The 22894-nt window shown below is 43.7% G+C and carries 17 protein-coding genes, 1 tRNA gene and 1 other RNA gene; 13 read left to right on the top strand and 6 right to left on the bottom strand.

All coding sequences use genetic code 11. The features are described 5' to 3' along the window. Positions 1-67: transfer RNA gene (locus tag R7P69_RS10120), tRNA-Tyr, on the bottom strand. A 292-nt stretch (positions 68-359) separates the two neighbouring features. Here R7P69_RS10120 and R7P69_RS10115 point away from each other — a divergent pair. Continuing rightward, positions 360-1454, top strand: coding sequence for an efflux RND transporter periplasmic adaptor subunit (locus R7P69_RS10115; RefSeq protein ID WP_017820000.1), 1095 nt, complete (start codon positions 360-362; stop codon positions 1452-1454). Then, positions 1454-4567 (top strand): multidrug efflux RND transporter permease subunit VmeF, encoded by a 3114-nt coding sequence (gene vmeF, locus R7P69_RS10110; RefSeq protein WP_017820001.1) that lies wholly within the window; start codon positions 1454-1456, stop codon positions 4565-4567. The genes R7P69_RS10115 and vmeF overlap by 1 nt, the downstream gene beginning before the upstream one ends. 80 nt (positions 4568-4647) lie before the next feature. Here the strand turns inward: vmeF and R7P69_RS10105 are convergent, their stop codons facing one another. Continuing rightward, entirely contained in the window at positions 4648-5223 is a 576-nt protein-coding gene (locus tag R7P69_RS10105) for a porin family protein (protein WP_137281816.1), read from the bottom strand. A 214-nt stretch (positions 5224-5437) separates the two neighbouring features. Here R7P69_RS10105 and R7P69_RS10100 point away from each other — a divergent pair, with 214 nt between their 5' ends. After that, complete coding sequence (locus R7P69_RS10100; RefSeq protein ID WP_005378586.1) at positions 5438-5755, top strand: DUF1244 domain-containing protein; 318 nt, start codon at positions 5438-5440, stop codon at positions 5753-5755. Between the two features lie 61 nt (positions 5756-5816). Here R7P69_RS10100 and R7P69_RS10095 read toward each other — a convergent pair whose 3' ends face one another. Beyond that, the gene (locus R7P69_RS10095; protein WP_053303257.1) at positions 5817-6911 is read right to left on the bottom strand and encodes a PLP-dependent cysteine synthase family protein; all 1095 of its coding nucleotides are present in this window, start codon (positions 6909-6911) and stop codon (positions 5817-5819) included. 140 nt (positions 6912-7051) lie between these two features. Between R7P69_RS10095 and R7P69_RS10090 the strand changes: the two genes are divergently transcribed. Together R7P69_RS10090 and R7P69_RS10085 are read left to right on the top strand one after the other, a co-directional pair. Then, positions 7052-7516, top strand: a complete 465-nt coding sequence (locus R7P69_RS10090; RefSeq protein ID WP_025998626.1) for an Lrp/AsnC family transcriptional regulator — start codon at positions 7052-7054, stop codon at positions 7514-7516. 456 nt (positions 7517-7972) lie between these two features. Continuing rightward, complete coding sequence (locus tag R7P69_RS10085; protein WP_238952249.1) at positions 7973-11014, top strand: cadherin repeat domain-containing protein; 3042 nt, start codon at positions 7973-7975, stop codon at positions 11012-11014. Between the two features lie 68 nt (positions 11015-11082). Here R7P69_RS10085 and tesB read toward each other — a convergent pair whose 3' ends face one another. Further along, entirely contained in the window at positions 11083-11943 is an 861-nt protein-coding gene (gene tesB, locus R7P69_RS10080) for an acyl-CoA thioesterase II (RefSeq protein WP_005378575.1), read from the bottom strand. Positions 11944-12183: 240 nt separating this feature from the next. Here tesB and R7P69_RS10075 point away from each other — a divergent pair, with 240 nt between their 5' ends. Beyond that, positions 12184-12618, top strand: a complete 435-nt coding sequence (locus R7P69_RS10075) for a YbaY family lipoprotein (RefSeq protein WP_005378572.1) — start codon at positions 12184-12186, stop codon at positions 12616-12618. 30 nt (positions 12619-12648) lie between these two features. On the opposite strand, the gene R7P69_RS10070 is transcribed toward R7P69_RS10075, so the two are convergent. After that, positions 12649-12951, bottom strand: a complete 303-nt coding sequence (locus tag R7P69_RS10070; RefSeq protein WP_005378570.1) for a DNA base-flipping protein — start codon at positions 12949-12951, stop codon at positions 12649-12651. 257 nt (positions 12952-13208) lie between these two features. Between R7P69_RS10070 and R7P69_RS10065 the strand changes: the two genes are divergently transcribed. The 7 genes from R7P69_RS10065 to udp all read left to right on the top strand — a co-directional run bounded on the left by R7P69_RS10065 (position 13209) and on the right by udp (position 21506). Beyond that, entirely contained in the window at positions 13209-13952 is a 744-nt protein-coding gene (locus R7P69_RS10065; protein ID WP_005389942.1) for a hypothetical protein, read from the top strand. Between the two features lie 152 nt (positions 13953-14104). Further along, complete coding sequence (locus R7P69_RS10060; protein ID WP_238952250.1) at positions 14105-16108, top strand: GGDEF domain-containing protein; 2004 nt, start codon at positions 14105-14107, stop codon at positions 16106-16108. Positions 16109-16245: 137 nt separating this feature from the next. Next, positions 16246-16342: signal recognition particle sRNA small type (gene ffs / locus R7P69_RS10055), an RNA gene on the top strand. Positions 16343-16554: 212 nt separating this feature from the next. Continuing rightward, on the top strand, positions 16555-17289 hold the full coding sequence (locus R7P69_RS10050; RefSeq protein ID WP_005378485.1) for an RNA methyltransferase: 735 nt from the start codon (positions 16555-16557) through the stop codon (positions 17287-17289). A 245-nt stretch (positions 17290-17534) separates the two neighbouring features. After that, a complete protein-coding gene (locus tag R7P69_RS10045; RefSeq protein ID WP_005378483.1) occupies positions 17535-17954 on the top strand; it encodes a CBS domain-containing protein in 420 nt (139 codons plus the stop codon). A gap of 172 nt (positions 17955-18126) precedes the next feature. Further along, positions 18127-20433, top strand: coding sequence for a zinc/cadmium/mercury/lead-transporting ATPase (locus R7P69_RS10040; RefSeq protein ID WP_017820006.1), 2307 nt, complete (start codon positions 18127-18129; stop codon positions 20431-20433). Positions 20434-20747: 314 nt separating this feature from the next. Further along, the gene (gene udp, locus R7P69_RS10035) at positions 20748-21506 is read left to right on the top strand and encodes a uridine phosphorylase (protein WP_005378479.1); all 759 of its coding nucleotides are present in this window, start codon (positions 20748-20750) and stop codon (positions 21504-21506) included. A gap of 157 nt (positions 21507-21663) precedes the next feature. On the opposite strand, the gene R7P69_RS10030 is transcribed toward udp, so the two are convergent. Further along, positions 21664-22824 (bottom strand): DUF1887 family protein, encoded by a 1161-nt coding sequence (locus R7P69_RS10030; protein ID WP_005378476.1) that lies wholly within the window; start codon positions 22822-22824, stop codon positions 21664-21666. Positions 22825-22894 lie beyond the last annotated feature (70 nt).

Raw genomic sequence — 22894 nt, 5'->3', positions numbered from 1 at the left:
GGACGGATTCGAACCATCGAAGGCAGTGCCGGCAGATTTACAGTCTGCTCCCTTTGGCCACTCGGGAACCCCTCCAGAGGATTTTTATACTTAGTAAGATGTTTTCCCAACTCATCTCCCAAGTGCGGAGCGAATCATAGCAAACTCGCTCAGGCTGTAAAGCGTTTTTCTTACGTTTTTACGTTGAATGCTGTCTTTTTGGGCAAAGATGGTAGAAAGTCAGCGTTTTGTTTGTCCTTTGAACAGAAGAGAAGCGCGCTTTTTACTTGAATTTACACTACTTGACGTTAAACACCGTATCTACTGATAAACTGTAAGCAGTTTAATGACATAAGTTTATTCGTTTAGAAGTCAATATCATGAGCATGAAAGCCACGTTATCGTTATCTGTTTTAACGCTTTCTATATTACTGAGTTCTCCATCGGTTTGCGCTGCGATGCGAGGAGGCTCAGCGGTTACCGTTGTGACTGAACAAGTAGAAACGCACGAGATCAATCAATCCTTAACTCTTATCGGCAAATTAAAGGCAGCGGAGTCTGTGGTTGTCGCATCGGAAGTCGCCGGCAAAGTGAATCAAATCGCTGTTAAAGCGAATCAAAATGTCCAGCAAGACCAGCTATTAATTAAGTTAGATGACGATAAGGCTCAAGCCGCTTTGATTGAGGCAAAGGCGTACCTTAAAGATGAACAGCGTAAGTTAAAAGAGTTCCAACGTTTGGTTAAGCGGAATGCGATTACTCAAACTGAAATCGATGCACAAAAAGCCAGTGTTGAAATAGCACAAGCGAGGCTTGATGCTGCTCAAGCCAATTTAGCTGATCTCCATATTACTGCCCCATTTTCTGGCACTGTTGGTTTTATCGATTTTAGCCGCGGCAAAATGGTCAGTGCCGGTACTGAACTTTTGACGTTGGATGATCTTTCCGTCATGGAACTGGATTTACAAGTACCGGAGCGCTATTTATCGATGCTTTCTATTGGTATGGAAGTCATCGCTAAAACCAGTGCATGGGGTAGCCAGACCTTTACTGGTAAAGTCACAGGTATTGATACGCGGATCAGCGCCGAAACACTGAATCTTCGCGTGCGTATTGAGTTTGATAACCCAGAAAATCAATTGAAGCCGGGCATGTTGATGAACGCTTCACTAGCATTTCCTGCTATTAAGGCGCCAATCATTCCTGTTCAAGCACTTGAATACTCCGGAACTAAACGTTTTGTATATGTAATTGATGAAAATAACAAAGCTACTCGTCAAGAAGTGTCGCTAGGTGCTCGTGTTGGCAACGAGGTGGTGATCGAATCTGGTGTTGAGATTGGTGACAAGATTGTGGTTCAAGGCATTGTTAACATGCGTGATGGTGTCGAAGTGAAAGAAATTGTCGCGCCACTAAAAGCGAACACCACGGATGTGACACGCAATGACAGTGAATCGGATGAGGAAGAAAACTAATGTTACTGTCCGACGTTTCAGTTAAACGCCCTGTCGCGGCGTTGGTTCTGAGCATGCTGTTGTGTGTGTTTGGCTTTGTGTCATTCACCAAATTAGCCGTTCGTGAAATGCCTGATATAGAAAGCCCAGTCGTTTCTATCAGTACGCGTTATGAGGGTGCATCGGCGACTATTATTGAAAGCCAAATTACCTCCGTTTTGGAAGACCAGCTTTCTGGGATCAGTGGGGTTGATGAAATTAGCTCCACTACTCGTAACAGCATGTCGCGTATCACGATCACGTTTGAGTTAGGTTACGATCTCAACACAGGTGTGAGCGACGTGCGTGATGCCGTAGCTCGTGCTCAGCGCTCGCTACCTGATGAAGCGGATGACCCTATTGTTTATAAGAACAATGGCTCGGGAGAGGCGTCGCTCTACATCAATCTCAGTTCTGCAGAGATGGACCGTACTCAATTAACCGATTATGCCGAACGTGTATTGATGGACCGCTTTAGCCTGATCTCTGGGGTTAGCTCCATTGATCTCTCCGGTGGTTTGTACAAGGTCATGTACGTGAAGCTTAAGCCAGAACTAATGGCTGGACGTTCAGTTACAGCTTCGGACATTACATCAGCTTTACGAAGTGAGAACCTAGAAAGCCCAGGTGGTGAAGTTCGCAACGACTCAACAGTAATGTCCGTGCGTACGGCTCGTACTTATAACACGCCTGAAGATTTTCAATATCTTGTCATTAAACGCGCAAGCGACAATACACCTATCTATTTAAAAGATGTAGCAGATGTCTTCATTGGTGCAGAAAACGAAAACTCAACCTTCAAAAGTGATGGTGTAGTAAACATCAGTCTTGGTGTGGTACCGCAGTCAGACGCAAACCCGTTAGAAGTAGCGAAGCTGGTTAGGTCTGAAGTCGATAACATCCAGAAGTTCTTACCAGAAGGTACACGTCTTGCGATAGATTACGACGCGACAGTGTTTATCGAGCGTTCAATCGAAGAGGTGTACAGCACGCTATTTATCACGGGCGGCTTGGTGATTTTGGTATTGTACATTTTCATCGGCCAAGCTCGTGCAACCTTAATTCCTGCGGTTACTGTACCTGTTTCTCTGATTTCGTCGTTCATTGCCGCGTACTACTTTGGGTTTTCTATCAACTTGATCACCTTGATGGCGTTGATATTATCGATTGGTTTGGTGGTTGATGACGCAATTGTGGTTGTAGAGAATATCTTCCACCATATTGAACGCGGTGAATCGCCATTACTCGCCGCATATAAAGGCACAAGAGAGGTTGGTTTTGCTGTTATAGCAACAACATTAGTGCTGGTGATGGTGTTCTTACCGATCTCCTTTATGGATGGCATGGTAGGTCTACTATTTACAGAGTTTTCTGTATTGCTGGCTATGTCGGTCATATTCTCCTCTTTGATTGCCCTGACGCTGACTCCTGTATTAGGTAGTCAGATTTTGAAAGCGAATGTAAAACCAAATCGATTCAATGAAGCGGTTGATCGCTTGTTTAGCAAGCTTGAGAGTGGCTATCGCGCATTATTGAAAGGCGCATTAAAAGTACGTTGGGCTGCTCCGCTGGTGATTCTAGCTTGTTTGGGCGGTAGCTATTTCTTGATGAATCAGGTACCGGCCCAGCTGACCCCACAAGAAGATCGCGGTGTGATATTCGCGTTTGTGCGCGGTGCAGATGCTACGTCATACAATCGTATGTCAGCCAATATGGATATTGTCGAAGACCGATTGATGCCATTACTAGGGCAAGGTTATCTGAAGTCATTCAGCATCCAAACGCCAGCGTTTGGTGGCCAGGCAGGAGACCAGACAGGCTTTGTGATCATGATTCTAGAAGATTGGAACGAACGTGATATCACGGCTCAGCAAGCCCTTAACAAAGTACGGAAAGAATTGGCAGGTATCCCAGATGTTCGAGTGTTCCCATTTATGCCAGGTTTCCAAGGTGGTTCGAGTGAGCCAGTTCAGTTCGTATTAGGCGGCTCTGATTACGATGAGCTCGTTGTTTGGGCTGAAATGCTAAAGAACAAAGCAGAAGAATCACCAATGATGGAAGGAGCAGAGATAGATTACTCGGAAAAAACGCCTGAGTTATTGGTTACAGTTGACCGACAGCGTGCCGCAGAGCTAGGAGTCAGTGTTAAAGACATTTCTGACACCCTAGAAATCATGCTCGGTGGTAAAAGCGAAACGACTTATGTTGAGCGTGGCGAAGAGTACGATGTGTATCTTCGCGGTGATGAAAATAGCTTTAATAATGCTGCAGATTTAAGTCAGATTTATCTGCGCACGAATAGCGGTCAGCTAGTGACGTTAGATGCGGTCACAAAAATTGAAGAAGTGGCGGCCTCTATTCGTCTTTCTCACTACAACAAACAGAAGTCCATCACTATTACTGCCAACCTGTCGGAAGGTTTTACATTAGGAGATGCGCTGAATTACCTAGACCAGGAAGCCATCGACAACTTACCGGGTGACATTTCGGTGAGTTATTCGGGGGAGTCGAAAGACTTTAAAGAGAACCAAGCGAGTGTTGCTGTTGTGTTTGCATTGGCACTGCTAGTGGCGTATCTTGTGTTGGCGGCTCAGTTTGAAAGCTTCGTAAACCCGTTAGTGGTCATGTTTACGGTGCCGATGGGTGTATTTGGTGGCTTTCTTGGTTTGGTTATTATGGGCCAAGGTATGAACATTTATAGTCAGATCGGCATGATCATGTTGATTGGTATGGTGACGAAAAACGGTATTTTGATCGTAGAATTTGCCAATCAGCTACGTGATCGTGGCGTTGAGTTTGAAAAAGCGATCATTGATGCAGCTGCGCGACGTCTACGTCCAATCTTGATGACTGCGTTTACCACACTTGCTGGCGCAATTCCGTTGATAGTATCGACAGGGGCGGGTTATGAGAGCCGTATTGCCGTGGGTACGGTAATCTTTTTCGGGATGGGGTTTGCGACATTGGTGACCTTGTTTGTTATCCCGGCAATGTACCGATTGATTTCGGCGAAAACACAAGCACCAGGTCATGTAGAAGCAGAGTTAAACAAAGCAATTAGCCATGATACGAAGGGCCGTATAGCGCACCCTTAAATCAAACGTTAAAACATAAAAGCCGAGGTAATAACCTCGGCTTCTCTTTATCGGTTTAAAGTTAGCTCGGAAGCGTTCGATTAGAAGCGTTTCCCTAGGCTGATTTGTACACCTTCGTAGCTGTCGTAAAAATCTTCAAAACCCATATCCGCGACATTATAAATGTACTCTGCGCGTAGCCAGATATCTGTACTCATATCCCAATGGACACCAGCACCGATGTTGAATAGTGCGCCTGAGTCATCTGTGACTTTTTGTTCGTTTGGTACGTACATTTCGGCTTGAGTGCCAAGCGCAGTTACGCGACCAAACAGTGACAGCGGCGTATCGCCTAAGTTATCACTTGTTACAACAGCAGACATACCTGCTTGGTAATAGTGAAGATCTAAGTCAGTTTTTAGAGCATCGTTCTTAAGTTCATTTTGTGAATAGCGCAGAACCCCTTCAAACGCGAGGTATTGGTTTACATGGTAACCCCAGCCAACTGTGATATGTGGTGTTGACCACTCATTGTCTCTATCCGAGCCGAAGTACGGTGTATCAAAACCAACGTTACCAGTACCCAGATAAAAATAAGATTGATGAGCTTGTTCTTGAGCAGCTAAAGTTGGCACGCTAATGGTCAAGGCAGACAATAATAGAATGGCGTTTTTCATAACTAGACGATAACCTTGGTAAAAGACCGTTGTAATGATTTGTTTAAATGTTAATTTAATCAATAGGATGGATGGTAATTATCATATCAGCTTTTATCAAAGGTAGTGATTTTAGAATGGGAATTGTTGCGCTAAAGCATACTTCTTACTCATGACTACCGACTAACTAGATATGGTGATGAAAGCTAGTTAAATAAGAGAGAAGGAAAGGAAAGTGGCTGAATTCAAATACAAAAACTTGACTCAAGAAGAACAAGATAAGTTAGACGCGGCGACATTTCGCCGTTTATTGGCGCATTTAGATGCCAACAAAGACGTACAAAACATCGACCTGATGATCCTTGCGGGCTTCTGTCGCAACTGCTTTAGCAAATGGTATAAATCTGAGGCTGAAAATCTCGGTTTGGATTTAGATATTGATGACGCTCGCGAACGTGTTTACGGCATGACTTACGATGAATGGAAACAAAATCATCAACCAGCGGCAACGCCAGAACAATTGGCTGCGTTTGAAGCGCGCCAGAAAAAGTAAAACCCAGCGATAAAAACAGCCCGTATGAAGTTGGGCTGTTTTTTAAAGTCCAGTTTGCAAGTTAAGCGTTAATTGAGCCGCAACAAGCTGGCTCAACGCAACCTTTTGCTTGAATGACTTCGAGTTGAGCTAAGTAAGGTTGAATATCGCCGATGTTCTCTTTTACCCATGTTAAGTCATAATACGTATCTAGGTAACGCTCTCCAGAATCACATAGAAGCGTCACGATAGAACCCTTCTCACCGCGTTGTTTCATCTCACAAGCCAATTGCAGCACACCGTAAAGATTGGTGCCTGTTGATGCGCCGACTTTACGCCCAATCAGCTGAGATACCCAATGGGCAGTTGCCACACTGGCTGCGTCTGGAATTTTGCGCATTTCATCAATGACACCAGCAATAAAGCTTGGTTCGACACGTGGTCGCCCGATACCTTCAATTTTGCTGCCAGTATCACCTTTCAATGAGTGATTTCCTGACTGGAAAGCGTCGTAAAACACTGAGTTTTCAGGGTCTACCACGCAAAGCTTGGTGTCGTATTTTTGGTAACGAATAAAACGGCCAATGGTTGCTGATGTGCCCCCTGTTCCAGGACTCATCACTACCCAGCTAGGAATCGGGTGATCCTCTAACTCCATTTGGCTAAAGATAGAGTTCGCGATGTTGTTGTTACCGCGCCAGTCAGTCGCACGTTCAGCATAAGTAAACTGATCCATGTAGTGACCATTTAACTCTTGAGCCAAGCGTCGAGACTCGTCATAAATCTGATCTGAGCGCTCTACAAGATGCGCTTTACCACCGTAAAACTCAATTTGTTCAATCTTTTTACGTGCGGTGGTTTTCGGCATAACAGCAATGAACGGTAAGCCAAGCAAGCGAGCAAAATACGCTTCCGAAACGGCAGTGCTGCCTGAGGACGCTTCAATCACTGTGGTTTCAGGACCAATCCATCCGTTACAAATCGCATAAAGAAACAACGAGCGTGCCAATCGGTGTTTCAGAGAGCCTGTTGGATGCGTGCTCTCATCTTTTAGGTAGATATCGATACCATCAAGAGAAGGCAGTTCAAGTTTAAATAAATGAGTATCAGCAGAACGTTGGAAGTCTGCTTCAATTTTACGCACTGCATTGTTGATCCAATTGTGGTCAGTACACATGGCGTCTCTCCTTGGGAAATCGATAGATAAGTATTAGATAGGGATAATTTATCTATAATTTTCGAGAAAAACTTTGCTATTGTTACTCTTAATAAAGATTTTTGTAGAAAAGTTTTCTACATTTTATGGGTTTTATAGAAATGAGTTTAGATCGAATAGATAAGCAGCTGCTTGCTTTACTACAAACCGACAGCACCTTGTCATTAAATGACGTGGCTGAGCGAGTCAATCTTACTACAACACCATGCTGGAAGCGCTTGAAAAGGTTGGAAGAAGAGGGCTACATCGAAAAACGCGTGGCGTTGTTAAGTGCAGAAAAGCTCGAGCTATCTTTCATTGCATTTGTTCAGTTAAAAACGATTGATCATTCCGAAGGTTGGTATCACCATTTTGTTACAACTGTGAGTGACTTTCCTGAGGTAATGGAGTTTTATCGTATGGCTGGCGAGTATGACTACATGATGAAAGTACTAGTCAAAGATATGAAGTGTTTTGACGAATTCTATAAGCGGTTAGTTAATAGCGTAAAAGGGCTATCTAATGTGACTTCAACATTTGCTATGGAGTCCATTAAATACACAACAGAGTTACCAATCCTAAAATAACTCGCCCTATAAGAATTCTATCTAATGTTAATTCTACCTTTTAGTATTTTAAATGTTAAAAGGTAGTTTGATTATGCTTTTAAAACTATTTCCTATCAGATTTTTATAAATATAAACGATATTTATTCTCTCTTCTATTTTTCATTAACCATTTGTTTTTACAGCCCATTAATCCTGTACATCATAATGAAAGAAAAAATAACGCAATTTTTTCTCTTTCTTTTTCATGTTTTATTTTATTGAATATTAATTTTTACTAAATTAATGGAAGAGTTTGATTTAAACGTTTGCTTTTTGTGTTTTCATGTAATTTGGTCGATATTTTTGAGTATTTGTTTTTAGGATGAATACAGTAGCAATTACTTAAGTAATAAAGTACTCAAAAATGGGGATAGTGATTAATAAAACATCGTATTATTATCGCCCCATCTTGTATGTAACAAAGTATTACTAAAAATGAACAGAAATTACTATTTGCTTTTTCTCGCAGCTTTACTTGCTGGCTGTGGCGGTGGGGGAGACTCTAAGCCGAACAATACGAAGACACCAACTACGATAACAAAGCAGAACCGTCCGCAATTAAAAGTGGAAGACACGGTATTGAAGTTTGAAGGAGTGGGAACGGTTACTGAAGCAAAACTGAGCAATGTACATGGGTCGGTATCTTACCAAGTCATTGATTCTAATCCGCCAAATGTCGTGAAAATTAATGACTCAGGAATACTACAAATTCTGCGCCCAGGAACGGCGACTATTCTTGCTACAGATAGTAGCTCTGCTTATGAATCTTCTGAAGCAAGATTTTCTGTGACTGTAGAGCGAGGTATCAATACTGAACTTTCAGTGAGTGATCTGAATTTCAATGCGATTGAGTCAGAAGGAAAAGCGTTGATCGTCCGTGGCCAAAAAGGCGAACTGAGTTATGAGGTAGAAAGTGGTCATAACTTGATTCGTGTTGATGAGAACGGGTCGGTATATTCATTAGGTTCAGTTGGTCAGGCATCGGTGCTGATTACTGATTCAGGTAACGACTTTTACTTGCCGAAACAAGTTCGCGCTACGGTTAAACTGCATGCAGTAGCTCCGGGGCAATTACAGTTCGCTTTGCTTGAAGACGAGTATCGAGAAGGGTTGACGTTAGAACCAGTGCGTTTAGATAAAGCTCAAACGCAACGTATTTCTTACAAAATTATAAATAGCGTACCAGACAGCAAGGTGGCCGAGTTGCTAGACCCTGAAACGGGTTTGCTTCTTGTTCATAATGTTGGGCAATTAACGGTTGAAGCGACAGCAACTTACAGCGACGCGTTTCTGGATAAACAGCAAACAGCGCAATTTTTTGTGGATGTAAAACAAGGCAAGCGTCAAGAAATCAGCGCAGCGGATATCGTCACAACTTATGAGGAAGGTGGACGAATTTTCCCTAAGGTGACGAACGCCTACGGTGACTATGAGCTGAGAATCATTCGTGGTGAAGACGTTGTTGCTAAAACAGAAAATGGTGAAGCATTACTGATCAAAGGTGTTGGTGCTGCTGAAGTGGAAATTTACGAGCATGATATGCGTAATTATCCTGCAAGCAAAACTCGTTTTGATCTTGAAGTTAATCGCGCGCCTCATCCTGTTATAAAAGACATTGAAATGCCGCTTACCTATCAACCAAATCTTTCAATCCCTCTGGCGTTTAAAGGGCAAAAAGGTAACGTAAATCTAGTTAGCAGCTTACCTAATGGCTTACGAATGACTGACGGCAAGTTGGAGGTAGTGACTGCGGGTGAGTACGGCCTTAAGTTTGAAGACGATGGTGGGGAGTTCTACCAACCTATTCAATTTAATGTCGTCATTAAAGTTGCAAAGGCTGAAGGCCAACCGATGGCAACGCACGATTATGACGTTGTATACAGCAACAAATACAGTTTTGATCTTCACCGTGATTTTGGTTTGAGTGCTGACGAGCAAATTGAGATTGTAGATAACACCGCACCAGATGTTGTCGGTGGTTTTAGTGAAGGACGTCTCCATGTGTATAAAGCGGGTAAAGCGACGCTAACTGTGCGCAGAAAAGAGAGCGCGAATTATACCGTTGGTCCTGATCAAAAAGTCTACGTGACAATTTTGAGTGCGCCGAGCCGAATTGAAGTTCAATCCGATGTGGAAGAGATTTGGAAGGTTGGCCAAACATTTGTTGCGCCGAAAATCTCTGGTACGGTTGGGGAAGTTACGTACCGATTTGCAGACAACGCAGCAACAGATGTGGTTTCCTTAAACAGCCAAACGGGTGCCATGCAAATTCTTAACGCGGGTAGCACAAAAATTATTGTTTCGGATGCGGGGGACGACAAAGTGGATCCGGGTGAAAGTGGTTTCTCGGTCACGATTAAACAAGGCACAAACCCTGTATCGGTTACTTACCCAACGGTAGAATTCTCCGCTGGTAGTGTTATCTCACCAGTGATGAGTGGTGGGACTGCGAAGGCAAGTTACCGCCTTATTAACCAAAAAGATCCTGTGGTCGAGTTAGTTTCCCCTGATACAGGGCGTTTGAAAATCCTGCACGCAGGCGAGTACCAAGTAGAGGTTACTCTTACTGGACGCAACTACAAAGCTAAAACAATCGTCGTAAATGGCACTATTAACAAAGCGAAGCACCCTGGTTTAAGTACTTCTACAATGAAGGTGGAATTTGAACCATTTAAAAAGGTTAAGCTAGATTTTGGTACACCAATAGGAAACCGCAGCTATCAAATATCCAGCTCAACAATTAAAGGAGTCGCTTCATTAGATGTTGATAAGGAAGAGCTGACGTTACTTGACCTCCCACCAGTAAAAAGACGTTGGATTTCTCTCGACGTTTCGGAAGGAGAATCTCGAGATTACAAAGCGTTGGAAAGTAAGAAAGTCCAGCTGTATCTAAGCTTTGCAGATGAAGGTGTTGCGGATCAATATACATTGCTTGAAACTGAACAAACAGTATTGTTTAGCACGCTAAATGCACGTGAGTTTTCTAACTTAGAAGAAAGTGAGTTTGGTTTGATGAACGTTCGTTCAGTGCGTGAGCCAACGGACGAAGAATTGAAATTATACGGCAAAGGTAAGATTGCACTACTTGCATTCAAGCCGGTGGGTAACGATGACCAAACTCTAATAAAAGGAGCGTGGGTACACTTAGCTCGATTTGATGGATGTACATCAGAGCTGTTCGAAGATGATCTCAAGCCTTTTGAAGCAATTGACTATGATGACCCAGGGTACTGCACCAACGGCAGCACGATTCGTATGACTCGGTTCTTAATAATTGATGACTCGAAGATGGAAAAGGTAGAGTATGAGTTAGTAGCACCTGTGATTACTTACCGTCGTGGGGTGCGTGAATTTTTAGCAACGAATAAATGTGGATTCTATGCCGACCCAAATGTCATTTACGGGAAAGGCGAATATGGTTACCCGAAATCACTTTATGAATGGTCGGTTGTTAACATGAAGTATCAACCAAATTAATCATCGTTTGATACCCATTAAAAAAGGAGTGCGGAACAGCACTCCTTTTTTCGTCTAGCGAACACGAGCTATTTCGTGTAGCGCATCACCCCTTCTTGCACGGCGGTCGCCACTAAGTGACCTTGCTGGTTGTATATTTCGCCACGGACCAACCCACGAGTATTGCTCGCCGTTGGGCTCTCTATCGCATATAGAAGCCATTCATCCATCTTAAACGGGCGATGGAACCAGATAGAGTGGTCAATGGTGGCCACTTGAAAGTTAGGCGTCATTAATGAGACTTCATGTGGATGCATTGCTGTCACAAGGAATCCCCAATCGGATGCGTAGGCCAGAAGGTACTGGTGAATTAGCTGATTCTCTGGCATTTCACCATTAGCACGAATCCAAAGGTACTGTTTGGGTTCTGCTTTTTTGGGCTTCAAAGGGTTGATAACCGTAACGGGGCGAGTTTCGATTGGCTTTTCCCCGCAAAATGTTTTGCGTAAGCGTTTGGGTAGAAATTCTGCAATATGGCTTGCGAGCTCACTCTCTGAGGCAAAGTTTTCTGGACCAGGGATATCTGGCATTTCTTTTTGATGATCAAACCCAGGTTGATCGCCATGGTAGGATGCGGTTAGGTAAAAAATAGGGCGTCCATTTTGAATTGCTTTTACGCGTCTAGTGCTAAAGCTACGGCCATCTCTCAGATTTTCTACATCATAAATAATAGGTTTTTCTGGATCGCCAGGGTACAAAAAATAGCTATGGAAGGAGTGTACCGTGCGTGTTTCTTCAACGGTGTAGCGCGCAGCAGAAAGCGCTTGCCCAATTACTTGACCGCCATAAACTTGAGGCAAACCTAGGTTTTCACTTTGGCCACGAAACAAGCCTTCTTCTAATTTTTCGAGTTGTAGTAGGCTGAGCAATTCTCGTAGTGGTTTACTCATTGTGTCTCCTCACCGTTGTCTTTCATTCCAAGTTACCTCAACAGCCTCACTCTTGTGAAGTGGCATAGTTAAGAACTATTGAGTAACTTAGAAATAGTATTGTTCCAATTATGAAACAAAATCAATTGTTTGATAAATTCTAACTCAGTCAAACTATTGTCAAATAAAGTGACAGGAAGCAGACAGTTTTATATTCCACACCTATAATTGCCTCGGTTTAATGCTCTTTTCGAGGAATATATGAAAAAAACACTACTACTTGTTACTTCTCTACTCTTTGGGGCTGCGTTAGTGGGTTGCCAAACTTCTCAAAATACAGAAATGGAATCTACAGAAGCGTCAATGAAGACGATTACAGGTACAGTGGCTTATCGCGAGCGGATTGCCTTGCCACCAAACGCAGTGGTTACTATTGCGTTAGAAGATGTGTCCTTGGCGGATGCGCCAGCAAAAGTGTTGGCGAAACAGACATTCGAAACAGAAGGTAAGCAAGTTCCTCTTTCTTTTGAGTTGAGTTACGACAGCAATGAAATCAAACCAAACCATCGTTACAGCGTTCGTGCTCGCATTGAGGTAGATGGAAAGCTGCGTTTTATCAGCGACACACATAACGGTGTTATTACAGATGAAGCACAAACTCACCAATTAGATATTCGTCTAGTTGGAACACGTTAATACGACGTACTGAGAACAAAAAATGGCAGCTTAAGGCTGCCATTTGTATTTTTTAAGTGAAGTTTTGCCAACTTCCGATACTTCAATCCCTTCTGCTTCTAATTTCTTTTTTTGTCGCTCTAAGTCTCTGCCTTTTAAAGATATTTTTCCTTGGCTATTTACCACTCTAAACCAGGGGAGTTTACTGCCTTCTGGTAAGTTGCCCAGTGCTTTACCAACATGTCTCGCATAGCCCGGATAACCGGCCATTTTGGCAATTTCCCCATAGGTGGAGACTTTTCCTTTTGGAATTTGGTGAATTACAGCAAAGATTTGCGCTAAAAATTGGTCCATACTCAAAAGTGTCTATTTTGGGTTACTAAGGAATGGTAAACCATTGGACTTGTATATTGCTAACGGTTCTTAACCCTTGTGTTGCCAGCGACTCACTTTGAAGAATTACATTTTCTGTTCTTTAGTGTCGTTGGTTGATGAGCCTTAAACAGCATGAAGCAAACGCAAGCTAAGCTTGAATCTAGACCCTCTCAACGACTTTCAATCCCAGTTTTTGCCGTTGAGTTACCAAGTAGGTGGGGAAGCCAGGAGGCGCTATGATTTTATCGACACTTCAATTTTTCGTTACGACCTTACTCGCTGTTGTCTGTGTTCGGGCGATGAGTTTGAGCGAGGGTGACATTCCCGTTCTTGCACTTATGATCCCCGCGCTGTGGGTTCTGCCACAAGGTGGGTTCGCTGGCTTAGTATTGCTGGGCGCGATGATGGCTTTTGGTGCGACACTCTCAATGCAGCCAATTGCTTTGTCGGTTGGTGTTTTGATCCTTTTCCCACTTTTAATGGTGGTATTTTCTCGTAGAAGCTCTTTAGGTGTGTTGCTCACCGCTGGTCTTATTGTACTTACACTGCAAGTTGGTCTTATGGTCACACAGCAAGGCGGTAAGCTGGATGGTTCTGCTTGGGTTACAGTGGTTCAAACCATTGCGGTTATGGCGATGTGGTGGTCGGCTGCGCATTGGACGCCATCCAATAAACACAGCTGGTGGCCGTTGTTTTTGTTGCTCCCATTGTGGATTGCAGGCCTACCGTACGCCGTTCTTATGGCGTTAAGTTTGACGGGAATGTTAGCGTCAATGGAAGCACTTGCGAAGCTTCAACATACCATTCGTTGGAGCAAATTATTATGTTGGACATTGCCGACTGTGGGTTTTGCCGCTTTAGTCGTCAGCCCGACCACGGATGTGCCAAACCCTGTTTTCGTGGTTTGGATCTGTTTGTTAGGGACGGCTTGGATGACTGACTATATTTTACGTAGTAGCGATGAACAGGCTGAATTATGAGTTTTTAGTCAGGTAAAAAGTGACATGTGCGGCAGAGTATCGAATTGGTTGTGGAACAAAATGGAGATTAGTATATGTTCTTCATTTCATATTTACTACACTTCCAATAATAATAACCACAATATAAGCGGTTGATTTAAGATAAGTTTGTCATGACAGCTTTTGCTCGAACACTGTTGCTTTTTGCATGTTGCCTCTTGAGTTTGAATGTAAAAGCCGAAGCCCCTTTAATTGCTCATTATAAAGTCGCGACTGAAGCGGATGATGTCGTCACTCGTGTTCTTTTCAATGCTGCTTCAAAGGAGTTTGGCTTTACCGTTCAATACGTAAACTACTCCAGCTTTGATGCCATTCTAAATTCAGTAGCGAATGGGGAAGCGGACTTTGCTGCGAATATCACTTACACACAAGAACGTGCTCAACGTTTTAGTTATTCCCGCCCAACAAATATCGAATATACCTACCTCTTTGGCTTAAAAGATTCGACGTTGAGTGATATTTCGCGTGTTGGCGTCCCCAAAGATACAGTTTATGCCCAATTACTTAAACAACACTACCCTGGTCTAGAACAGATCTCTTATCAAGGTCACGAACAAGCAGTAACACTGCTACGTTCAGGTGCTGTGGACGGCGTTGTCGATGCCATTAACCAGCTCAAGCCGATGCTGATGGAGGGGTTTGACGCCAAGATGCTCAATGATCAGATTTCGATAAAGCCCGTATCCATCATCAGTAAAAAAGATCATCATCTTGAGGAGTTGGACACGTTCGCTACGTTTATTCACGGGGAAGCGGTGCAAAAGCAGCTTCGCGAAGAAATTTCCCAGTATCAATTTGAATTAAGGCGAGCAGCGTTGCGTGATTCTATTCGTTTATTACCCCTTGATTTTAATGAACCAATACGGATTAAGCTCGAATCTATCTTTCCATATGTTGTATACAACGCAGATGGTAGTGTCGAAGGGATGACGGCTGATGTAGTCCTGAGAAGTTGTGAGATCTTGGCTTTAAACTGCTTGATCATTAGTGAGCCTGGTGAAAGCTGGGGTTCTATGTACCATGAGTTTATCCAAGGTAATTTCGAAATTTTGGCGCCGTTAACGGTCAGCCGTGAGCGGCGCGCATTTAGCTACTTTCCAAAGTCCCATTACGCGCCAGCATCGGTGATGGTCAAGCGTTTAGGTTACAAACCGAGCACATACTCTCATGTTTCACAGTTGATATCTGAGCGGATTGGCGTAGTTAAGGATGACTTTTTCGATCAAATGATGACGCAACTGTTACCGCTAAAAGAACTCAAACGTTATCGTACCCAACAAGAACTCATTCAGGGGCTATTAAATGAAGAAGTCGATTACATTCCGATGGATACGGCGATGCTCAATCATTTTTTACGTCTCAGTGAACTGGTTCCGATAGAGCAGGATACCGCTATTGGCGAGTTTTATGAGTCTCAACTCTCTGTTGGATTGGTCGCGAATGAAAAAGGAGCCATGCTTGCGCCTTTCTTCAGTCGAGCGATAGCGATGTTAGAAGTTGATAAGATCATTGCTCAGTACGATGTACGCCCAGATTGGCGTACCGCACTTGAATATGAGATTCGATTAGCGACGCAAACACAAGCTGTGTTTATCTTTGTATTATTGTTTGCTATTTGTGTTTCGCTTTATCTTTACCGTCAATCGAACACTGACAACTTAACAGGGTTAAGGAATCGTCGTGCGTTGCAAGTAAAGTATCGAAAAGGAGTAAACAAAGATCTATCCATACTTTACTTAGACATTAATCATTTCAAACGAATCAATGACACTTATGGGCATCGCGCTGGGGACGAAGTTTTACAACTACTGGCACTAAAAATTCATTATGTCTGGTCGGGAAGATGTTATCGAATTGGAGGGGATGAGTTCATATTGCTGGGTTATCCAACGCAAGCCGAGTTAACTAGAGCAATGAGAGAGCTCAGTAGAATCGACGTGAAAGGCAAATTATGTAGTGATTTGGAGTCTATAAGTATCTCTATTGGTTTCTCTGCAAAAAGGGAACGGCACATGAGCTTAGAGCAAGCGATGCATTTGGCTGATGAAGACATGTACATGAGTAAGCAGTCCTCACGGCACGACTCCTCTTATCGTGACTGCACGGTTTCATCATAAAGGAATGAATTGATCGAGTTTTGTTCAAACGGTAATGAAATGATGAAATTCAAGGTTTTTGCTCTTGCATTATGAGAGCTGATACTGAATAATCGCCCCATCGATTGAGGCAAGACCTCTCGAAAAGAATTATGGGGCTCTGGTCCTCTCGCAACAATAGCTCGTGAACTCGGTCAGGTCCGGAAGGAAGCAGCCGCAGCGTGTGACTTGTGTGCCGGGATGTGGCTGGGGTCCCACCCTTTGAAAGCCCTGCGTTATCGCAGGGCTTTTTTCGTTTTTGAGCCTTCTTTTATTTTGGCTACGCTTGGTGTTCAACGTCTTCTGATGATCAAGCTTCTTGAGGTTATTTAGGTATAATTTATAATCTCATCCGCTCGATACCGAACTTTCGTGAAGATTGTTTAGGGTACACTCGCCGAATAACCATTTTCACCTAGGATACTTTAATGATTTCAAAAAACCAATTAAAACTGCTTCGTGCTTTAGGTCAAAAGAAACAGCGTAAAGCGCATGGCTTATTCCTAGTTCAGGGTGAAAAGAACGTACTAGAGCTAGCAAGTAGTTCATTGAAGGTGAAGCAGGTTTTTGCAACAGCGGCATTTCTCGAACAAAATGCTGGTACGCTAAATCGTTTTGATTGTGTTGAAGCATCGCTTGATGAATTGACCAAAGCGAGCACGCTTGTGAGCAATAATGCGGCCATTGCTGTGGTTGAAATTCCGAGTGTAAAAGAGCCTCAAGCGAAAGGCTTGATGATTGCGCTAGATGGTGTATCCGACCCTGGTAATCTAGGTACGATTATTCGTGTTGCAGACTGGTATGGCATCAAGCACATTATTGCGAGTACAGATTGTGCTGATCCTTATAATCCTAAAACGATCAGTGCGACCATGGGCAGCTTTGGCCGCGTACAAGTGAGTTTGGTGGATTTGCCAAGTTACTTGGAACACGCCAAATTGCCAGTATATGGCGCGTTTTTGGAAGGAGAGAGCGTTCATAAAACGGATTTCGCTGCTGAAGGTATTTTGTTGATGGGCAGCGAATCTCATGGTGTGCGCGAAGCCGCAGCAAAATTCGTGACAGATAAGATCACGATTCCGGCGTTTGGCGGTGCCGAATCACTGAATGTCGCGATGGCGACTGGCATTATTTTAGACAACATGCGCCGCCAACATAGCTAATGCAACAATTACTTAATAACAAAGCCAGTCTATTTGACTGGCTTTGTTGTATTTTGCCTAGAAAAATCAGCCTGGCTGAATCTTGCGTTTAACGAAATACAGTGAATGTTGTTCGGTGAGTTAATTTTGTTTTAGTTCAATAGGCTGTGCCTATAAATAAAATTACTCCTTTCCATTTAGTAAAATCAGGAAATTAGGCGACACTTATCTAAAGGCCGCAATAAAATGCCCTTAAGGAGATAAGAATGCATTCATTAAAAGTAAAAGATTACATGACGTTGCAAGCGGTGACTTTCACGAAAGATATGTCACTTTCGGCAGCTTTAAACAAAGTAATGCAAAGTGTCACACTAGGTGGCCCTGTCATTGATGAAAATGAAAAAGTGGTTGGGTTTTTATCGGAGCAAGACTTATTAGATAAGTTGGTGAAAGCAAGTTATCACTGCCAAGATACACATACGGTACAAGAGTGTATGCATGATGATGTCTTATCTGTTTCTCCAGAAATGTCAGTAATTGAACTGGCTGACATGATGAAAGTTGGAAAGCCGAAAATGTATCCAGTGGTGGATGGCAAAGGTAAGTTGGTTGGTGTTATCACAAGAAGAGACGTGCTGCGTGCCATAGGAATGACATTAAATGAGTGTTTTAAGCATCCCGTTTAACCTCTCTGTTTAAACTTTACGGAATATTGCTTTTAAACTGGTTTGGAAAGACGCTTCGGCGTCTTTTTTATTTTCTATCGCCGAACTGTACAAATTTATCTTGACCTTGGAGCTTACTCTAAGGTTTATCCTTAGCAATAGGTAAATCACCGATACCAATAAGGAAAAAATTATGTGTACAAAACATCAAGGTTGCCAATCTAGCAAAATCAAAACTGCGGTGCCGCTTGGTGCAAGCGAGTCATGCTGTGCGCCAGTAAAATCTTCGCTCAATATCTCTCAGGCCAGTGTTGATGTTTCTGAAAGCTCTTGCTGTAGTGGAGGAGGCTGCAGCGTTGACACAGGCGAGGAAGACGATCCCACAAGGGAGAGTAATTCCTCCGTTCGGAACGCTTGGCTTGTGTCAGGTATGGATTGCCCATCTTGTGCGCAAAAGCTTGAGAAAGCCATTACGTCTTTACAAGGCGTCAGCCAAGCCAAGGTTTTGTTTGCAACAGAAAAACTGGTCGTCGATTTTGATGGTCTAGAGCTGATAGCTACGATAGAGCAGACAGCCCAAAAAACGGGTTTCCCGCTCTCTTCACTTGATGCTCCAAAACCAAGCACTACAAAGAAAGGCTGGCTTGGCGTCATAAGAGACAACATCCAAATTCTCTCGATTGCTGGTGCAATGGCTACTGCGGCAGTAATTTCTAAGATCGACCCTCAAATAAGCGCTTGGTTATTCACTTTGACGTGTTTACTTGGTTTATACCCAATCGCGCTCAAAGCATTTAAGTTGGCGCGTAGCGGTACGCCTTTTGCGATTGAAACGTTAATGAGTGTAGCGGCGCTCGGCGCTTTATATTTAGGTGAAACCGCCGAAGCCGCAATGGTGTTATTGCTTTTCCTTATTGGTGAAAAGTTAGAAGCATATGCATCATCTCGCGCGCGAAGCGGTGTCCAGGCGTTAATGGACTTAGTCCCAGAAAATTCAATTTTAATTATTGATGGTGAACGCAAAGAAGTACCAGCTGCGCAGCTTAAACCAGGGGATATCATAGAAGTCGCACCCGGAGGTCGTTTGCCTGCCGACGGTGTTTTGCAAGATGCGCTTGCGAGTTTTGACGAAAGTGCGTTAACGGGAGAATCTGTTCCCGTTGAACATCAAACCGGTGGCAAAGTGATGGCCGGGGCTGTGGTTGTCGATAAAGTGGTTCGTTTACAGGTGACTTCCCGTCAGGGCGAGAATGCGATAGATCGAATTCTTCATTTGATTGAAGAAGCAGAATCCCGTAAGGCACCATTAGAACGCTTTCTTGATAAATTTAGCCGTTGGTATACGCCACTAATGATGTTGGTGTCTCTGATGGTTATCGTTACGCCGCCATTACTATTTGCCCAACCGTGGGAAACGTGGATCTATCGAGGACTCGCCCTGCTGTTGATTGCTTGTCCATGTGCATTAGTCATTTCAACGCCTGCGGCGATCACTTCTGGCTTGGCGGCAGCGGCTAAGCGGGGCGCATTGATCAAAGGTGGAGCGGCGCTTGAGTTGCTTGGCAAGGTTGAGTCTGTCGCATTTGATAAAACTGGGACACTGACGCAAGGTAAACCAGAAGTGACCGACGTCTTTGCTTTTGATATGGATGAAGACAAGTTACTTAGCCTAACTGCGTCAATCGAGGTTGGTTCAAGTCATCCTCTAGCGGTTTCTTTAGTTACCAAAGTGCAAGAGCAGGGGCTTACTATTCCTGAAGCGTTGGATAAAACCGCGCAAGTAGGCTCTGGTGTCACTGGTTACGTCGATGGAAAAATGGTCCAAGTGGTCACGCCTTCAAAGGCAGACTTTCCACTTTCTCAAGAAGCCAAAGAGCAAGTGGTTACGTTGGAACAACAAGGTAAAACGGTTGTCATTGTTCGTTACGATGACGAGGTCATTGGCGTGATCGCATGGCAAGATACATTGCGCTCAGATGCCCAGCAAGCCATCGCAATGTTGAAGGAACTTGGGGTCACGTCGGTGATGCTAACGGGTGACAACCCGAGAAGTGCAGAAGCAATGGCAAATAGAATAGGCTTGGATTATAAAGCGAGTTTGTTACCTGCAGACAAGGTGCATTACGTCGAGAAACTATCACAACAACATACCGTTGCGATGGTGGGAGACGGTATCAATGATGCTCCAGCCATGAAAGCTTCGAGCATTGGTATTGCGATGGGAGGCGGTACGGATGTTGCGCTCGAGACTGCTGATGCGGCGTTAACACACAACCGGTTGATTGAGCTACCTGCCATGATAGAACTGTCGCGTGCGACGCTAAGTAACATTCGTCAGAATGTCGCGTTAGCGCTAGGTTTGAAAGGTGTATTCTTAGTGACAAGTTTACTTGGGGTTACTGGGTTGTGGGTTGCAGTATTAGCTGACAGTGGTGCAACAGCACTGGTGACATTGAATGCGTTGAGATTACTTCGTTTTGAGTCCAAACAGATCAAATAACTGACCTAACCAATGATCCCACTCATTAATAGCCCGAGGCATTCGTGTATCGGGCTTTTTTTAACCGTATTCACCTGATGCGATCAGACGTTTTTCTCGTCCTTGAAATCACGCATTGCTATGCAACAAAATGATTTAACGCCCCATAAAGTGTGATCAATACCAGTTTTGTTTGAAATTTCATTTTCATTACATTTTGTCATTGTGATTGTGATCACTCTATGTTGGTGAAAGGTTCGCTACAGTGCATCTGTACCCAATAACTGATTAATGAGCTTATTGTTCATAAAATAAGCCACAATAAGGAGCGACTTATGTCTCAAGCTGTATTCCATTTAGGTGTTACTGAAGCTGATCTTAATGGTGCGACTCTAGCGATCATTCCTGGTGACCCAGCGCGTGTTCAAAAAATCGCAGAACAAATGGAAAATCCAGTATTTCTAGCAAGCCATCGTGAATACACGCTATACCGTGCAGAGCTAGACGGTAAACCTGTTGTGGTTTGTTCTACAGGTATTGGTGGTCCTTCTACCTCTATCGCAGTTGAGGAATTGGCACAGCTTGGTGTTCGCACTTTCCTACGTGTTGGTACAACGGGTGCAATTCAACCGCATGTAAACGTGGGTGACATGATCGTAACGACGGGGTCAGTTCGTCTTGACGGTGCGAGCCTACACTTTGCTCCTATGGAATTCCCAGCAGTTGCTGACTTTGAAGTAGCAACCGCAATGAAAGCAGCGGTAGAAGAGTCTGGCGCTACAGTTCACATGGGTGTGACTGCATCAAGCGACACGTTCTACCCTGGTCAAGAACGTTACGATACGTTCTCTGGTCGTGTTGTTAAGCGTTTCCAAGGCTCTATGCAAGAATGGCAAGACATGGGCGTACTTAACTTCGAGATGGAGTCTGCAACACTGCTAACAATGTGTGCGAGCTCTGGTTTAAAAGCGGGTTGTGTGGCTGGTGTTATCATCAACCGTACACAAAAAGAGATTCCAGATCATTCAACTCTGAAAGAAACGGAAGCGCGTTCAATTAAAGTGGTTGTAGAAGCAGCGCGTAAAATGCTTTAAGCCGCTATAGTTGGCATTTAAACAAACAGAAAAAACCAGAGGCTAACCTCTGGTTTTTTTCTACTTATAGAAAGGCGTACAGCTAAAATTTAGGTATAAAAAAAGCAGCATTAATGCTGCTTTTTATCGTTGTGAATTTTAGCTTTTCTTAATGGCACTAGATCTCGTCTGAACCGCCCGCGTCTTTAAACCAAGCCGTTAAGTGCGTTCTTAAATCTTTAAGCTCATCGGGGCCAATCAGGGCTAGCCCTAAGTCTTCAGCACGAGTAATGTCATTGTGACGAAGAGGACGGAAGCTCACCAACATTGCGCGCGCTTGTAAGCCACCTAATAGATCGCGAAGCGATTCTAACTTATATAAAGTATCGTCGCCGTCATCTCTCATGCCTTTGGTTTTGCACTCGATGATGTGCAGCTTGTTGTTTACAACTGTTGCGACATCTAACTCATTGCGTACTTCACTTTCACCAAGTTTGCGATAAACCTGAACATTTAACGATCGATCTTGAATCGTCGGCATGGTGTCTTGGATTTGCTTCACGGTGCTGTGAACCAAAGTTTCTAACCACTCACCGTTTGAAAAGCGTCGAGCATCTTCATCTGCAAACGTTAAAACGCCATTCTCATAGGTGGCGATTTCTGCTTCTACTAAATCTGAAAGCAACATGTTGAGCTCACGGTAGCCCTGCTGTTTTTCGGAGAGCTCGACATCAAGCTTTTGTTCTTTGCGGCATGTGGTTGCAAGGTAATTAAGTGTTGCTAGACCTGGCCCAAGTTCAAGCGCATTTGAGGCCCATCGTTCACCAAGTTCATACAATTTTTTATCAAGAAGAGGTGGTAAATCAACGTGGTGAAACTCGCCGCGTGCACCAAAGATAGTGAGGTAATCTGCAATCGTAATGTGATCTTCGACTTGGGTATCTTCTTTGCCATCAGGGTATAACCAACAAAGCTTATCGCTACTAGGCTCAACCACAAAAATTGGCCAGCGATAGGTACGGAAAACTTCGTACACCGACAACAAGCGATGACGAAGACCACAGCTCGCGTTCAATTTTACATCTTCGCCGCGTTCATGGAGGTCTTTTGCCAGTTTTTGAATTGCTTGTTTGATCAGAGATGTATTAACAGCGGATGGAATTTCAAAAAATTCAGAAGTAATTTCTCGTTGATCTAAAACGGCACTCAGTCGGTCAAATATATCTAACTGGCTCTTGTCTCCGATGAAGACGATATGTGTGCTTAGCGTACGATTATCTAATAGAGGAGTGACCAATCTCACTGGGTCTTGGTCGATAATACCAACATGAACAGCCATAGATTTTCCTTTTTATGAGGCCGCTCGAAAAGAGTTGTGCAAGGGGATGAGCTGGCCTTATTAATCATAT

This window comes from Vibrio sp. 661 (genome assembly GCF_033339315.1).
Lineage (GTDB): Bacteria > Pseudomonadota > Gammaproteobacteria > Enterobacterales > Vibrionaceae > Vibrio > Vibrio alginolyticus.
The sequence above is the reverse complement of the archived record's forward strand: the minus strand, read 5'-3'. Positions and strand labels throughout refer to the sequence as shown.